The 15,400-nt window shown below is 67.5% G+C and carries 12 protein-coding genes; 3 read left to right on the top strand and 9 right to left on the bottom strand.

The features are described from left to right. Positions 1–20: 20 nt before the first annotated feature. The gene (locus tag KIT53_RS11595; RefSeq protein ID WP_297752439.1) at positions 21–1,745 is read right to left on the bottom strand and encodes an FAD-dependent oxidoreductase; all 1,725 of its coding nucleotides are present in this window, start codon (positions 1,743–1,745) and stop codon (positions 21–23) included. A gap of 161 nt (positions 1,746–1,906) precedes the next feature. Here KIT53_RS11595 and KIT53_RS11600 point away from each other — a divergent pair, with 161 nt between their 5' ends. Then, positions 1,907–2,950 (top strand): Gfo/Idh/MocA family oxidoreductase, encoded by a 1,044-nt coding sequence (locus KIT53_RS11600; protein ID WP_297752442.1) that lies wholly within the window; start codon positions 1,907–1,909, stop codon positions 2,948–2,950. Positions 2,951–3,026: 76 nt separating this feature from the next. Here KIT53_RS11600 and KIT53_RS11605 read toward each other — a convergent pair whose 3' ends face one another. Then, complete coding sequence (locus KIT53_RS11605) at positions 3,027–4,655, bottom strand: NAD(P)/FAD-dependent oxidoreductase (protein ID WP_297752445.1); 1,629 nt, start codon at positions 4,653–4,655, stop codon at positions 3,027–3,029. A 95-nt stretch (positions 4,656–4,750) separates the two neighbouring features. Between KIT53_RS11605 and KIT53_RS11610 the strand changes: the two genes are divergently transcribed. Both KIT53_RS11610 and KIT53_RS11615 read left to right on the top strand, forming a co-directional pair. Beyond that, the gene (locus tag KIT53_RS11610) at positions 4,751–5,542 is read left to right on the top strand and encodes an SDR family oxidoreductase (RefSeq protein ID WP_297752448.1); all 792 of its coding nucleotides are present in this window, start codon (positions 4,751–4,753) and stop codon (positions 5,540–5,542) included. A 48-nt stretch (positions 5,543–5,590) separates the two neighbouring features. Further along, positions 5,591–7,207, top strand: a complete 1,617-nt coding sequence (locus KIT53_RS11615; protein ID WP_297752450.1) for an NAD(P)/FAD-dependent oxidoreductase — start codon at positions 5,591–5,593, stop codon at positions 7,205–7,207. Here the strand turns inward: KIT53_RS11615 and KIT53_RS11620 are convergent. From KIT53_RS11620 to KIT53_RS11650, 7 genes are read right to left on the bottom strand one after another with little or no spacing between them, the layout of a single operon-like run. Further along, the gene (locus tag KIT53_RS11620) at positions 7,191–8,852 is read right to left on the bottom strand and encodes a GMC family oxidoreductase N-terminal domain-containing protein (protein ID WP_297752452.1); all 1,662 of its coding nucleotides are present in this window, start codon (positions 8,850–8,852) and stop codon (positions 7,191–7,193) included. The two genes, KIT53_RS11615 and KIT53_RS11620, sit on opposite strands and share 17 nt — an antisense overlap. A gap of 13 nt (positions 8,853–8,865) precedes the next feature. Next, positions 8,866–10,371 carry an aldehyde dehydrogenase family protein gene (locus KIT53_RS11625; protein ID WP_297752455.1) on the bottom strand — a complete coding sequence of 502 codons (1,506 nt, stop codon included), beginning with the start codon at positions 10,369–10,371 and terminating at the stop codon, positions 8,866–8,868. A 25-nt stretch (positions 10,372–10,396) separates the two neighbouring features. Next, complete coding sequence (locus KIT53_RS11630; RefSeq protein ID WP_297752458.1) at positions 10,397–11,629, bottom strand: branched-chain amino acid ABC transporter substrate-binding protein; 1,233 nt, start codon at positions 11,627–11,629, stop codon at positions 10,397–10,399. Between the two features lie 44 nt (positions 11,630–11,673). Beyond that, positions 11,674–12,366, bottom strand: a complete 693-nt coding sequence (locus KIT53_RS11635) for an ABC transporter ATP-binding protein (protein WP_297752603.1) — start codon at positions 12,364–12,366, stop codon at positions 11,674–11,676. 11 nt (positions 12,367–12,377) lie between these two features. Next, entirely contained in the window at positions 12,378–13,154 is a 777-nt protein-coding gene (locus KIT53_RS11640) for an ABC transporter ATP-binding protein (RefSeq protein WP_297752461.1), read from the bottom strand. Further along, positions 13,151–14,434, bottom strand: a complete 1,284-nt coding sequence (locus tag KIT53_RS11645) for a branched-chain amino acid ABC transporter permease (RefSeq protein WP_297752465.1) — start codon at positions 14,432–14,434, stop codon at positions 13,151–13,153. The genes KIT53_RS11640 and KIT53_RS11645 overlap by 4 nt, the downstream gene beginning before the upstream one ends. 3 nt (positions 14,435–14,437) lie before the next feature. Beyond that, on the bottom strand, positions 14,438–15,385 hold the full coding sequence (locus KIT53_RS11650; protein ID WP_297752468.1) for a branched-chain amino acid ABC transporter permease: 948 nt from the start codon (positions 15,383–15,385) through the stop codon (positions 14,438–14,440). Between the last annotated feature and the right edge of the window lie 15 nt (positions 15,386–15,400).

Raw genomic sequence — 15,400 nt, forward strand, 5'->3', positions numbered from 1 at the left:
TGGTAGCGCCGCACACGGTCTCAGTTCATGGGCTGCTGCGCGGCATGCATGGCGGCGCGGTAGCCGAACACCATCGCCGGGCCGATGGTCGCGCCCGGCCCGGGATAGGTGCCGCGCATGAGCGATGCGCTGTCGTTGCCACAGGCGTAGAGCCCGGGGATCGGCGCGCCTTCGGTGTCGAGGACCCGACCGTCCTCGTCGGTGGCCAGACCCGCATCGGCCGCCGCATCCCCCGGCCACACAGCCATGGCGCAGAAGGGTGCCTGGGCAATCGGCCCCAGGCAAGGATTGGGCTGGTGGTCCGGATCGCCGTTGAAACGGCTCACCTCGGTGGAGCCCTTGCCAAAGTCGGTGTCCACGCCCGTGCGCGCGAAGCCGTTGTTGCGCTCAACGCTGTCGCGCAGGCCCTGCGCGTCCACGCCGATGTCGCGCGCCAGCGCCTCCAGCGTGTCCGCGCTGTGCAGGTAGCCGCTCTTGAGGTGCAGGCGCAGGTCGGTGGTGCCGGGGTGGATCAGGCCCAGGCCGTACTTGCGCACGAAGGCGGCGTCACAGACCAGCCAGGCCGGTATGCAGGGGGTCGTCGCATGGCGTTTGACCATGTCGCTGCAGAAGTAATGGTAGGAAGCGCCTTCGTTGGTGAAGCGGCGGCCCGCGCTGTCCACGGCGATCAGGCCCGGCTTGGCGCGGTCCAGGAACAGATGTGGAAACAGCCCGGTGCCGCCCTGACCATCGGGCGTCACGGAAACCGGCTGCCAGAGCACGCCCTCGCCATGTGCCGCTCGGTCCACCGCCGCACCGGCCTGCACCGCCGCGCGCACGCCACCGCCCTGGTTGCCCTCGAAGATCAGCGAGGGCCAGCGGTCGTGACCCTGGGCCATCCACTGCTTGCGCAACGCGGGGTTGCGCCCGATGCCACCGGCGGCCAGCACCACGCCGCGCCGCGCCTCCACCTCCAGGCGCTCACCGCTGCCCAGCATGAAGCAGGCGCCGGTCACACGGCCACCGCCATCGCGCCGCAATTCATCGAGCTGCGCACCGAATTCGATGGCGGTGCCGGCGTCGCGCAGGCTGGCAAAGAGCCGCGCGACCAGTGCGTTGCCCATCACCAGCCGGGTGCCGCGCGCATGGCGCAACCGGTCCGTCAGGTAGCGCAGCACCAGGCCGGCGCTGTACTTGAAACTGGCCCACGACTTGAAGCGGTTGAGCAGATGCCCGATGTCCGCCTTGCCGACCATCATGCCGCCCAGCACCATGAACTCTTTCATCGGCGGCCGGATCCGGTGGAAGTCGCGCCCTAGCAGCCGCCCGTCGTACGGCAGCGGCGCCAGGGCGCGCCCCGCCACGCGCGAGCCGGGAATGTCCACATAGTCCGGGTGCTTGCCCGCCGCCATGAACTTCACCTGGCTGCGCCGCACGATCTCGTCGACGATGCGCGGACCGCTGGCCAGATACACCTCGCGCAAACGCCGCAGTTCGCCCGAAGGCACCAGCCCGTCCAGGTAGCGCATGGCGTCTTCCAGGCTGTCTTCAAAGCCCGCGGCCTTGGAGGGCGTGTTGTTGGGCAGCCAGACCGTACCTGCCGCGGTGGCCGTGGTGCCGCCCACCTGCTCGGTGCCCTCGCACAGCAGCACGTCCAGGCCGGCCAAGGTCGCCATCAGGGCGGCCGTCATGCCACCAGACCCAGCCCCCACGACGACCAGGTCGACCGTCTTGCGCACCGTCTTCACATCACTGCTGCTGCTCACATTGAACCTTTTCTGGCTGTCGGGGCGGGTCGCGCGGCGAACGCCGAGACGGCGTGTCGGATGCGGACGGGTCAGACCCCATGTTTGGTTGGACCTTAGGATACCATCGCCCCCATACCCATCCTTTCCACCCCCCTACTTCTCGATCCACCTGCTCCGCCATGACCCCATCCGCCGCCCGCATGCCCGTCGCCGTCATTGGCGCGGGCGCCATTGGCCGCATGCACATCGAGCGCATGCTCCGCCACCCCGACGTGTCCGTTGCCGCCATCGCCGACCCCACCCCGGCCGCGCGCACGCTGGCCGAGAGCCTGGGCCTGGCCTGGTTCGCCGACCACCGCGAGCTGTTGGAGAAATCTCCCGCGCGCGCCGCCATCGTGGCCACGCCCAACCACACGCACGCCGACGTGGGCATCCACTGCATCGAGCGCGGCCTGCCGGTGCTGATGGAAAAGCCCGTGGCCGACACCGTGGAAAACGCAGAGCGCCTCTGCCAGGCCGGCGAGCGCGCGGGCGTTCCCATCATGGTCGGCCACCAGCGCCGACACAACCCCATCATCCAGCGCGCCCGCGCGCTGGTGAACGAAGGCGTTCTGGGCCGGCCCGTCAGCGTCAACGGCATGGCCACCTGGCTCAAGCCGGACAGCTATTTCGAACTCGCCTGGCGCCGCGAGAAGGGGGGCGGGCCGGTGCTGATCAACCTGATCCACGACCTGGATCTGCTGCGCTTCCTCGTCGGCGAGATCGACAGCGTGCAGGCCATCACCTCCAGCGCCGTTCGCGGCTACGAGGTCGAGGACACCGCCGCGGTGCTGCTGCGCTTCGCCAACGGCGCGCTCGGCACGCTCGCGGTCTCCGATGCCGCGGTGACACCCTGGAACTGGGACCTCGCGGCCGGCGAGGCAGCGCACTACGCCCAGGTGTCGGTGGACACCCATTTCCTCAGCGGCACCGAAGGCTCGCTCACCCTGCCCCGCCTCAACGTCTGGCGCTTTGACGGCCAGCGCGGCTGGCACGAACCCCTGACCCTGCAACGCAACATGCTGCACCGGCAGGACCCTTACATCGAGCAACTGCGCCACGTCCGGGCGGTGGCGGAAGGACGCGAGCAGCCGCTGTGCTCGGGCCGCGATGGGTTGCGAACCTTGCGCACGGCGCTGGCGGTGCATGAGGCAGCGGCCTCCGGGCGGGGGGTGGCGGTCTAGGGCCTGTTCACCCTATTCCCTGATGGTTGGGTTGTTGGGGTCTGCAAACCAGAACCACACCAACCACCCCCAAACATCAGGCCAACTCGAACCCCCGGTACCCCTGCGCGGCCACCTCGGTGACGATCTTCCGGTACGCCGGAACCCCGGCCACATACGGCATGAACACCCGCGGCTTGCCGGGCATGTTGGAGCCCATGTACCAGGAGTTGGCCGTCGGGTAGAGCGTGCGGTCAGCCACCTCATTGACGTGCCTCACCCACTCGTCCTCGGCCGACTGCAAGGCTTCGATGCGCTGCACGCCCTGGGTGCGGGCGTCCTGCAGGCACTGCGTGAGCCAGTCCACATGCAGTTCGATGGAGTGCACCATGTTGCTCAGCACCGAAGGGCTGCCGGGGCCGGCCAGGATGAACATGTTGGGAAAGCCCGCCACCGCGAGGCCCAGGTAGGTGCGTGGACCGTGTTCCCACTTGTCGCGCAGCGACACGCCGCCCACGCCACGCACGTCGATCGACTTGAGGGCCCCGGTCATGGCGTCGAAGCCGGTGGCGAACACGATCATGTCCAGCGGATAGTCCTTGCCCGAGCGGGTGCGCAACCCCGTGGGCGTGGCCTCCACCAGCGGGTCGGCCTTGACGTCGACCAGGGACACGTTCGGGCGGTTGAAGGTCTGGTAGTAGTCCGAGTCGACGCACAGGCGCTTGGTGCCGAAGGGAAGGTCGTCCTTGGGGCACAGCAGCTCGGCCGTGGCGGGGTCCTTGACCGTTTCGCGGATCTTGCCGCGCACGAAGTCCGCGGCCTTCTCGTTGGACTGCTTGTTGACCATGAGGTCGTTGAAGGCACGCAGCATGCGGAAACCACCGCCCGCGCCCCGCCAGCGGAACTCGAACTCCTTGCGGCGCTCCTCGTCGTTCACCTCCATGGCCGACTTGTCGTTGGCGATCAGGAAGTGGCCGGTGTGCGTTTCCAGCGCGCGGGCTCGGCGCGCACCGTAGTGGGCCTTGACCTCTTTCAGTTGCTCTGCGGTGATGGGCTCGTTCTGCGCAGGCACGCTGTAGTTGGCGGTGCGCTGGAACACCGTGAGGTGCGCCGCGCGCGCCGCGATCTCCGGCGTCATCTGCACGCCGCTCGACCCCGTGCCGATGAGACCCACGCGTTTGCCGGCGAAGTTCACCCCGTCCAGCGGCCAGTTGGCGCTGTGGTGCCATTCACCCTGGAAACGCTCCAGGCCCGGAAACTGCGGCGCCTGCGGGATCGACAGGCAGCCGGTGGCCATGATGCAGTAGGGAGCGACGAACCGCTCACCCGCCCCGGTGGTCACGGTCCACAGACCGGACACCTCGTCGTAGACGGCGGAGGTCACGCGGGCGTTGAGCTGGATGTCGCGCCGCAGGTCGAAGCGGTCGACCACGTGGTTGATGTAGCGCAGGATCTCCGGCTGCGGCGCGTAGCGCTCGGTCCAGTCCCATTCCTGCTGCAGTTCCTCGCTGAAGGAATAGGAGTAGTCCAGGCTCTCCACGTCGCAGCGCGCACCGGGGTAGCGGTTCCAGTACCAGGTGCCGCCCACGCCGTCGCCGGCCTCCAGCACGCGGGCCGACAGGCCGATGCGGCGCAGGCTGTAGAGCTGGTAGATGCCGGCGAAACCGGCCCCCACCACGATGGCGTCCAGCCGGACGGGAGAGGATGGGGTGCTGTTCTCGCTCACGGATGTCTCCTGGGTCGCGCGCCTGTCGGCGCGGCTAAAGGTCGTAGAATTCTACTGGTAAGACCATTTCAACATCAACCAAAACAGGAGATGCCATGGACCTGAAGCTGACAGGACAACATGTGCTGATCACGGGGGGCAGCCGCGGCATCGGCCTGGCCTGCGCATTGGGCTTCCTGCGGGAGGGCGCCCGCGTGAGCATCGTGGGGCGCGACACCACCCACCTGCAGACGGCACGGGAGACGCTGCACAAGGAGACCGGCCAGACCGTGGCCACGCACGCCGCCGACCTGAGCGACGCGCAGGCCGCCAGTGCGATGGTGGACTCGGTGGAACAGGCCGGCGGCCCGGTGGACGTGCTGGTGAACTCCGCGGGTGCGGCCCGGCTCACCCCGTTCGCCGAACTGAGTCCGGCGGCCTGGCAGGCGGCCATGCAGGCCAAGTTCTTCAGCTACATCCACGTCACCGATCCGCTGATCAAGCGCATGGCCGAGCGCGGTCGGGGCGCCGTGGTCAATGTGGTGGGCATGGGCGGCAAGGTGGCCACCGTGCACCACCTGGCCGGCGGCTCGGCCAACGCCGCGCTCATGCTTGCCACCGCCGGACTGGCCGCCGCGTACGGTCCCAAGGGCGTGCGTGTGAACGCCGTGAACCCGGCCCTCACCCTCACCGACCGCGCTGCCGCCGGCATCGCGGCCGACGCGCGCCAGCGCCAGATCCCCGAAGCGGAGGCGCTGCGCCAGGCCGAATCGCGCGCGCCCCTGGGCCGGCTGGCCCGCCCGGAAGACATCGCCGATGTGGTGGTGTTCCTCGCCTCGCCGCGCGCGGGCTACGTCTCGGGGGTGTCCATCTCCATGGATGGCGCGGCCGTCCCCATGGTGGTCTGACCGCGGAGCCAGAAACCGTCTGCCACCCCAACCAAGGAGACCCTTTCCGTGAACGCATCCGAGCATCCGGCGCCCGCGCTGGACGTTGTCATCGTCGGCGCCGGCTTCGGCGGACTCTATGCCATCCACAAACTGCGCCAGCAGGGCCTGAAGGTGCGGGCCTTCGAAGCCGGCGACGGCGTGGGCGGCACCTGGTACTGGAACCGCTACCCCGGTGCGCGCTGCGACGTGGAGAGCATGGAGTACTCCTATTCCTTCAGCGAGGAACTGCAGCAGGAATGGCGCTGGAGCGAGCGCTACGCGCCGCAGCCGGAAATCCTGCGCTACGCCAACCACGTCGCCGACCGCTTCGGCCTGCGCGATGCGATCACCTTCGGCACCCGCGTGACCCGCGCCGCCTTCGATTCCGCGCACAGCACCTGGACCGTCCAGACCGACAAGGGCGAGAGCGTCACCGCGCGTTTCTTCGTCGTCGCCGGAGGCTGCCTCTCGCTGCCGCGCATGCCCGACTTCCCTGGCCGCGACAGCTTCCAGGGCAAGCTCTACCACACCGGCACCTGGCCGCACGAGGGGGTGGACTTCAGCGGCATGCGGGTGGGCGTCATCGGCACCGGCTCTTCCGGCATCCAGGCCATACCGCGCATCGCCGAGCAGGCCCGGCATGTGACGGTGTTCCAGCGCACCGCCAACTTCAGCCTGCCGGCCTGGAACAAGGCCATGCCCGAAGACTACGAGGCCTGGTTCAAGGCCTACTACGCCGCGCGCCGCGAGAAGGCCCGCTATTCCTCGGCGGGCATCGCCAACCACCCGACGCCGGACAAGGGCGCGCTGGAGGTGAGCGACGAAGAACGCCAGAAGGTCTACGAGGCAGGCTGGCTGCACGGCGGCCCCGGCTTCACCCGCATCTACAAGGACATTCTCTCCAACGAGAAGGCCAACCAGACCATGGCCGAGTTCGTGCGCAACAAGATCCGCGCAAAGGTCAAGGACCCGGCCGTGGCCGCGCTGCTCACGCCCACCGACCACGCCATCGGCACCAAGCGCATCTGCGTGGACACCGACTACTACGAGACCTACAACCGCGACAACGTGCTGCTGGTCAACGTGCGCGAGCACCCGATCGAGCAGATCACGCCGCGCGGCCTGCGCACCACCGAGAAAGAGTACGAACTCGACGCCATCGTGTTCGCCACCGGCTACGACGCGGTCACCGGCGCCATCCTCAACATCGATATCCGGGTCGATGGCGGGCCCTCGCTGGCCGAGAAATGGGCCCAGGGTCCCAAGACCTACCTTGGCCTCATGACCGCGGGCTACCCCAACCTGTTCATGGTGACCGGCCCGGGCAGCCCCTCGGTGCTGACCAACATGATCACCTCCATCGAACAGCACATCGAGTGGATCTCCGACTGCCTGCGCTACCTGGGCCAGAAGGGCATTCGCCGCATGGAGGCCCGAACCGACTACGAGGAGGCGTGGGTCCGCCACGTCAACGACGTCGCGGACACCACGCTCTTCCCGCGCGCCAACTCCTGGTACACCGGCGCCAACATACCGGGCAAGCCGCGCGTTTTCCTGCCCTATGTGGGCGGCCACGGCGTCTACCGCATGAAGTGCGCGGACGTCGCGTTCAAGGGCTACGAAGGCTTCACGCTGCAGCCGTGAGCTCGCCCGCCGTGGCCACTGCGGCCATGGCGGGGTTCAGCATGAAGTGCGCCGCGCGTTCGCCGATCATCATGGAAGGCGCGGCGGTGTTGCCGCCGATGATGTTGGGCATGATGGAGGCGTCGGCCACGCGCAGGCCTTCGAGGCCGTGCACGCGCAGCTGGGCGTCCACCACCGCCATCGCGTCGCTCGCCGGCCCCATCTTGCAGGTGCCCACCGGGTGGTAGGTGGTGGCCGTGGCCTGGCGCACATAGGTCTCGATGCGGTCGTCGCCCACCGTGGCGGCCCCGGGCAGCAGCTCGTCACCCAGGTACTTCGCCATGGCCGGCATGGACAGGATGCGGCGGGCTTCCTTGAAGCCGCGCACCAGGGTGCGCGCGTCCTCGCGGTCTTCGAGGAACCGCGCGTCCAGCACCGGCTTGGCCGTTGGGTCGGCAGACGCCAGCGACACCTGCCCGCGCGTGCGCGGCCGCAGCAGGGCCACGTGCAGCATCACCCCGTGCCGGCGCGGCATGGTGCGAGCGCTTTCCTTCATGCCCACCATGAAGGTGTACTGCACGTCGGGCCGGTCCAGCTCGGGCAGCGAACGGAAGAACCCACCGGCCTCCGCCGCGTTGGACGAGAGCATGCCGGTGCGGCCAAAGAGGTACTGGAACGGCGCCAGGGCCACGCGCGGCGCCACGCGCCAGGTCAGCGCATAGGACTCCGCGCCCGGATTGGCCAGCGCCACCGACACCGTGGGATGGTCCTGCAGGTTGGCGCCCACGCCAGGCAATTCGTGCAGCACCTGCACCCCGTGCTGTCGCAGACCCTGCGCGGCACCGATGCCGGAGAGCATGAGCAACTGCGGCGAGCCGACCGCCCCCGCGCTCAGGATCACCTCGCTCTGGGCATCCAGGTCTTTGCGCTGGCCCTGATGGCGCACAGTGAGACCCACGGCACGGCCACCGCGCAGGCGGATGCGCTCGACCAGCGTGTCGGCGAACACCGTGAGATTGGGACGGTGGATCACCGGGTGCAGGAAGGCCCGTGAACTGCTGAGGCGGCGGCCATCGCGCTGATTGAGATCGAACAGGCCAAAGCCATCCTGCTGCGCGCCGTTGAAGTCGTCATTGTGCGCATGGCCCGCCTGCTGCGCGGCCTGCACGAAGGCGTGCGAGAGCGGGTTCGTGTGCCGCAGGCGCTGCACGTCCAGCTCACCACCCTGCCCGTGCCAACGCGAGGCGCCGGCGGCGCGGTTCTCATGGCGCAGGTAGAAGGGCAGCACGTCGTCGTAGCGCCAGCCGGGGTTCCCCAGCGCGGCCCACTCGTCGTAGTCCAGCTTGTGTCCACGGATATAGACGGTGCCATTGACCGAGGTGCAGCCACCGAACAGGCGGCCGCGCGGACAAGGCACCTCGCGCCCGTTGACACCCACCCCTCCCTGGAAGGCGAACTGCCAGTTGTAGCGCTCGTGCGGCAACAGGAACACGTTGCCGATGGGCACCGTGGTCTTGAGGTTCACCGGAAAGCGCATGTCGGAGGGGCCCGCTTCAACCAGCGCCACACGCACCGCCGGATCTTCCGAAAGGCGGTTGGCAAGCACGCAGCCGGCCGCGCCGGCGCCCACGATGATGAAGTCAAACCCAGTGCTGGAGGTGGTCATGGCGTTGCCGTGTTCAGCGTTTCTCAGGTGGGTTCTTGACCCATACGGCCTTGGTCTGGAGGTACTCCTCCATGTGCTCGGTGCCGGACTCGCGCCCGTAGCCGCTCATCTTGTAGCCCCCGAACGGCACCGCCGGGTCCATGGCCTGGTAGCAGTTCACCCACACCGAGCCCGTGCGCAAACCGCGCGAGACCCTCTGCGCATTGCCGATGTCCCTCGTCCACACCCCAGCACCCAACCCGTAGGGCGTGTCGTTGCCCCGCCGGATCACCTCCTCGATGCTGTCGAACGGCATCGCCGAGATCACCGGCCCGAAGATCTCCTCGCGCGCGATCGCCATGCTGTCGGTCACGTTGGCGAAAATCGTCGGCGCCACGAAGTACCCATCGGCCAGCGCCCCCTCGGTGATGCGCTGACCGCCCGAGAGCGCCTGCGCCCCCTCGGCCTTGCCACTGGCCAGGTAGCCCGTCACCCGCTCCAACTGCGTGTCGCTCACCAGCGGACCGAGTTGCGTCTGCGGGTCCAGCGGGTCGCCCACGCGCAGCGTCTTGGCAAAGGCCGCCACGCGCTGCACGAATTCGTCGTGGATGCTGCGCTGCACGAACAGGCGCGTGCCCGCGCTGCAGATCTGCCCGGAGTTGTTGAACACCGCCATCGCCGCCCCCGGCACCGCCTGGTCCAGGTCGGCGTCGGCGAAGACGATGTTGGGTGACTTGCCACCGAGTTCGACCGAGACGCGCTTCATGTTGCCCGCCGAGGCGCGCACGATGTGCTGCCCCACTTCGGTGGAGCCGGTGAAGGCGATCTTGTCCACCCCGGGGTGCGCGGAGAGCGCAGCGCCTGCTTCCCCGAAGCCGGTGACGATGTTGACCACGCCAGCGGGCACGCCCGCCTCCAGGCACAGCTCTCCCAGGCGCAGCGGCGACAGCGGTGCCTGCTCGGCGGGCTTGAGCACCATGGTGCAGCCCGTGGCCAGCACCGGAGCGATCTTCCAGATGGCCAGACCCAGCGGGCCGTTCCAGGGGTTGATGGCCGCCACCACCCCCACCGGCTCCTTGAGGGTGTAGGAGAAGATGTCGCCGTCCACCGAGTTGTCGATGGTGTGGCCGTGCGTGGCCGTGGCCAGGCCCGCGTAGTAGCGCAGCAGCGCCACGCCGCGGCGCCGCGCGGCCGAGGTGCGGGCGATGGGGCCACCCATGTCCAGGGTGTCGATCAGGCACAGTTCGTCGAAGTGCTTCTCCACCAGATCGGCCAGGCGCAGCAGCACGGCCTGGCGGTCAAAGGGCTTGAAGCGGCTCCACGGGCCTTCTTCGAAGGCGCGCCGCGCAGCCGCCACCGCGCGGTCGATGTCTTCCCGACCGGCTTCGGCCACTTCGGCCAGAACCTTGCCCGTGCTCGGGTTGTAGGTCTTGAACGTCTTGCCTGATACCGACGGCACCAGCTTGCCATCGATCAGCAGCAGCTTGGCCTTGCCGTCGAGAAAGGCGGGAGGGGTGAAATTTGTCTGAATGCTTCCCATGGGATATCTCCTGTCAAGTGGGTGATCAGCCAGGACGCTTCATCTGGCACGAGGTGGGCAGGGACGACACATAGGGCTCCAGCTTCTGCAGCGTCTTCCACCCGTAGCCGGTTTTCTCCAGGTCGTACTTGACCGTCTTGCCATCGGCTTTGGTCCAGCTCGACACCACCTGGGACTGCTGGATCTGGTGGTCGAGTTTGCGCATCTCGATCTCGCCGTTCATGCTCATGACCTTCAGGCCCTCCAGCGCCTTGGCCACCGCCACCGGTTCGGTGGTCTTGGCCTTGGCCATGGCGCCCGACAGCAGCTTGATGGTGCTGTAGTAAGGCAGCACCACGAAGTCGTCGTTGTACTTGGCGCGGAAGGGCTCGATCAGGCTCTTGCTGCGGTCGGTGTAGTCGTTGGGGTTCCAGTAGGTGATGAGCTTGACGTCGTCCGCGTTGGCCGAGGCCAGCGCGGTCGGCACACCCGTGGTGGCCGCGTTGTAGGTGAAGAACGGCACCTTCAGGCTGGCGTCCTTGGCGGCCTTGATCAGCAGCGTGAGGTCCGCGCTCCAGTTGGCGGTCACCACGGCCTGCGCACCCGAAGCCTTGATCTTGGCCACGTAGGGCGCGAAGTCCTTCACCGCCAGCATGGGGTGCAGATCGTCACCCACGATCTCGATGTCCGGCCGCTTCTGCTTGAGCACCGCCTTCACGCCCGCGCTGGTCTGCTGGCCGGTGGAGTAGTTCTGGTTGATCAGGTAGACCTTTTTCAGGTCCGGCAGCGTGGCCATGTAGCTCACCAGGCCCTGGGTCTTCATGTCCTGGTGGGAGTCGAAGCGGAAGTGCCAGAAGCTGCATTTCTCGTTGGTCAGTTCCGGCGCACCGTTGGTGACGTCCAGGTAGATCAGCTCCTTGCCCGGGTTGCGCTCGTTGTGGCGGTTGATGGCGTCGATCAACGCGGCGGCCACCGCCGAGCTGTGCGCATGCGCGATGTAGCGGATGCCCTGGTCGGCCGCGCTCTTGAGCTGCTGCAAGGACTCCTGCGGGCTGCCCTTGCCATCGAAGTTCACCACCTCGAAGGTGTGTCCGGATGCCCAGTTCTCCTTGTTGGCGATGTCCACCACCAGGCGCAGGGTCTTGTTGGCGTTCTCCACAATGGCGGCGGCCGGTCCGGAGAAGGGATCGATGTGAGCGATCTTGACGACGTCGGCCCAGGCCAGGCCGCAAGCCAGGGAAGCAGCCACGAAAGCGGCGGTGCGTTGGATGGTTTTCATGGTGTCTCCTAGAAAGGTGGATGGGCGCAGCCAGGGAAGCGTCGTCACACCTCCAGCCACTCCTTGCGGATCTGGCTGTTGTGCTGGAGGTCCGAGGGCGTGCCCTCGAAGACGATGGCGCCATGCCCCATGACATAGACGCGTTGGGAAATCTGCATGGCGATGGCCAGCTTCTGCTCGACCAGCAGCACCGAGATGCCCCGGCGACGCAGTTCCGAGAGATAGGCGCCGACCTGTTCGACGATCTTGGGCGCAAGGCCTTCGGTGGGCTCGTCGATCATGATGAGGTCCGGGTCGCCCATCAGGGTGCGGCACAGCGTGAGCATCTGCTGTTCACCACCGGACAGCACGCCGGCGGGCGTATGGCGGCGTTCTTTCAGGCGTGGGAAGAGACCGTACATGTCGTCCATGGACCAGCGCGAGGCGCGGCCCTTCTTCTCGCCCAGGATCAGGTTCTGCTCCACGGTGAGCGTGGGATAGACATCGCGGCTCTCGGGCACATAGCCCAACCCCTTGTGGGCGATCTGGAAGGCCTTGAGGCCCAGAATCTGCTCGCCCTTGAACCGGATGGAGCCGCTGGCCTGCACCTGCCCCATCGCCGCCTTCACCGCGGTGGACCGGCCCACGCCGTTGCGGCCCAGCAGGCTGACGATCTCGCCCTGCCCCACGTGCAGGTTCAGGCCGTGCAGGACGTGGCTCTTGCCGTAGTAGGCGTGCACGTCGTGCATCTCAAGCATCGGCGCCGCGCTCATGCAGTAGCCTCCTCGTGCGCCAGCGTGCCGAGGTAGGCCTCCTGCACCGCCGCGTTGGAACGGATGCGTTCGGGCGTGTCACAGGCGACCACCTCGCCGTACACCACCACCGCGATCTTGTCGGCCAGGCCAAACACCACGCCCATGTCGTGCTCGACCATCAGCAGGGTCTTGCCTTCGGTCATGCGGCGGATCAGGTCCACCGCCGCGTCGGACTCCGAACGGCTCATGCCCGCGGTGGGCTCGTCCAGCAGGATCACGTCCGCCCCGCCCGCCACCGTCACGCCGATCTCCAGCGCACGCTGCTCCGCATAAGGCAGCAGGCCGGCCGCCACGTCGCGCTTGGCCTGCAGGCCGGTCTGCAGCAGGATGGCCTCGGCACGCTCGCGCACGTCGCGCAGACCCGCCAGGCGCTGCCAGAAGGAATAGCGGTAACCCAGCGACCACATCACGGCACAACGCAGGTTCTCATACACGCTGAGGCGATGGAAGATGTTGGTGATCTGGAAGCTGCGGGACAGCCCGGCACGGTTGATCTCAAACGGCTTGAGGCCGGCGATGGAACGGCCCTTGAGCAGGATGTCACCCGAGCTCATGCCGAAGCGACCCGAGATCAGGTTGAACAGCGTGGTCTTGCCCGCGCCATTGGGCCCGATGATGGCGAACCGCTCGCCGGCGGGCACGACCAGGTTGGCGCCGCGGATGATCTCGGTGGCACCGAAGCGCTTGCGCACGTCGCGCAGTTCGATGGCAGGCGTGGTCGCTGCGCTCATGGTGTCTTTCCTCCTCCTAGGGCCTGCGCATCGATGTCGGCATTCACCGCATCCCAGGCCCGCACGAATGCGGCCTTGCGCGCGCGCAGCCACACGCCGCCAATGGCGATAAGCAGCACGCCCACGCCGGTGCCAATGGCCATGCCGTTGTCGCCCAGTCCGTCCAGCAACCGGGCGGCGGCGGCCTTGCTGGTGCCGAACGCGTGGATATAGGCCAGTTCCACCAGCACCACCGAGCCCAGCGCGATCAGGGTGGCCGCGAACACCACCGTGCTCCACTCGCGGGCCACGCGGCCGAAGCGGCCATGGCGAATCACGCGCCAGTTGGCCGACAGCACCCCCGTGAGACCGGCGGGCGCGAACATCACGAACAGCACGAAGAACGCGCCGATGTAGAACTGCCAGGCACCGGTGAAGTCGGAGAGCTTGTGCATCAGGAAGCCGCCCACCACCGCACCCACGATGGGGCCGGCGAAGCTCGCCGTGCCGCCGATGAAGGTGAGGATGAGCGCGTCGGCCGAGCGCTGCGCGCTCAGGCTTTCGGCGCTGATGACCTCGAAGTTGATCGCCGACAGGCCGCCGGAAACCCCCGCGAAGAAGGTCGCGGCGACCAGCACGATGTAGCGCACGCGGCGCGTGTCGTAGCCGATGAACTCGGCGCGCTCCGGGTTGTCGCGCACCGCGTTGGCAATGCGGCCCAGCGGCGTCTGGGTGAACGCGTACATGACCAGGGTGCTGAGCGCGAGCCAGAAGGCAATGAGGTAGTACACCTGGATCTGCGGCCCGAAGGACAACCCCAGCAAGGGTTCGCCATAGCTGCGGTTGGTGGACAGGCCGCCTTCGCCACCGAAGAAGCGCGGGAACATGTGCGAAAGCGCGAACACCAGTTCACCAATGCCCAGCGTGATCATGGCGAAGGTCATGCCGGCCTTCTTGGTCATGATCAGCCCGAACAGCGCACCGAAGCACATGCCGGCGATGCCGCCCACCAGCGGGATCAGGTAGACCGGCACATACAGGCCGCTGCCATCGGCCGCCATGTTCATGGCGTGAACCGCGAAATGCGCGCCCAGCCCGGAGTACACCGCATGGCCGAAGGAGAGCATGCCCCCCTGCCCCAGCAGCATGTTGTAGGACAGGCAGAACAGGATGAGCGTGCCCATGGTCGAGAGGAAATAGACCGAGGCCGAGCTGTTGAACACCAGTGGCGCGAACACCACCACCAGAGCGACCAGGGCCCAGGGAAGCACGCGCTTCCAGACGGATTCGGATGGCTGCATGGTTCAGGTCTCCCGCGTGCCCAGCAGCCCGCGCGGCCGGAACACCAGCACCAGGATGAGCAGCACATAGGGCAGGATGGGTGCGACCTGCGCCACGGTGAGCTTGAACAGGTCCTGCAGCGGTCCGTTCTCGTCGAGGCTGAGTCCCCAACCCGCGGTCAGCGTGAGCAGCGAATAGTCCATGGACACCGCGAAGGTCTGCACCACGCCGATCAGCAAGGAGGCCAGTAGCGCGCCCAGCAGCGAACCCAGGCCGCCGATGACCACCACCACGAAGATGATGCTGCCCACGGCCGCGGCCATGGACGGCTCGGTCACAAAGGCGTTGCCGCCGATCACCCCCGCCAGCCCGGCGAGCGCCGCGCCGCCGCCGAACACCAGCGTGAACACGCGCGGGACGTTGTGGCCCAGGGCCTCCACCGATTCAGGGTGGGTCAGTGCCGCCTGGATCACCAGGCCGATGCGCGTTTTCTTCAACACCAGGTAGATGGCCAGCAGCATCAACAGGGCCACCAGCATCATGAACCCCCGGTAGGCCGGAAAGGTGGTCGAGAACAGGGTGAACAGCGGACGGTCCAGCTCGGGTGGCACGCCATACGGCTGGGTTGCACGGCCCCAGATCACCTGAACAATCTCCACGATCATGTAGGCCAGGCCAAAGGTGAAGAGCAGCTCGGCGATGTGACCGTGGCGGTGCACCACGCGCAGGCCGTGGCGTTCGACGAGCGCACCAACCAGCCCCACCAGCAGCGGCGCCACGATGAGCCCGGTCCAGAACCCGAGGTGGGTGCTGATGGCGTACGCGAAGTAGGCGCCCAGCATGTAGAAGCTGGCGTGCGCGAAATTGAGCACACCCATCATGCTGAAGATCAGCGTGAGGCCGGAAGACAGCATGAACAGCAGCAAGCCGTAGCTCACGCCGTTGAGCAAGGCAACGATGAAATATTCCATGGGGCAATGGCGCGG

Origin of the sequence: Hydrogenophaga sp., assembly GCF_026125785.1 — a bacterium.
Taxonomy (GTDB): Bacteria; Pseudomonadota; Gammaproteobacteria; order Burkholderiales; family Burkholderiaceae_C; genus Hydrogenophaga.

Excerpts from the sequence above, each read along its gene's own strand:
- KIT53_RS11600 (WP_297752442.1), top strand. The coding sequence starts at position 1,907 with ATGACCCCATCCGCCGCCCGCATGCCCGTCGCCGTCATTGGCGCGGGC.
- KIT53_RS11645 (WP_297752465.1), bottom strand. The coding sequence starts at position 14,434 with ATGCAGCCATCCGAATCCGTCTGGAAGCGCGTGCTTCCCTGGGCCCTG.
- KIT53_RS11650 (WP_297752468.1), bottom strand. The coding sequence starts at position 15,385 with ATGGAATATTTCATCGTTGCCTTGCTCAACGGCGTGAGCTACGGCTTG.
- KIT53_RS11635 (WP_297752603.1), bottom strand. The coding sequence starts at position 12,366 with ATGCTTGAGATGCACGACGTGCACGCCTACTACGGCAAGAGCCACGTC.
- KIT53_RS11610 (WP_297752448.1), top strand. The coding sequence starts at position 4,751 with ATGGACCTGAAGCTGACAGGACAACATGTGCTGATCACGGGGGGCAGC.
- KIT53_RS11630 (WP_297752458.1), bottom strand. The coding sequence starts at position 11,629 with ATGAAAACCATCCAACGCACCGCCGCTTTCGTGGCTGCTTCCCTGGCT.
- KIT53_RS11640 (WP_297752461.1), bottom strand. The coding sequence starts at position 13,154 with ATGAGCGCAGCGACCACGCCTGCCATCGAACTGCGCGACGTGCGCAAG.
- KIT53_RS11625 (WP_297752455.1), bottom strand. The coding sequence starts at position 10,371 with ATGGGAAGCATTCAGACAAATTTCACCCCTCCCGCCTTTCTCGACGGC.
- KIT53_RS11620 (WP_297752452.1), bottom strand. The coding sequence starts at position 8,852 with ATGACCACCTCCAGCACTGGGTTTGACTTCATCATCGTGGGCGCCGGC.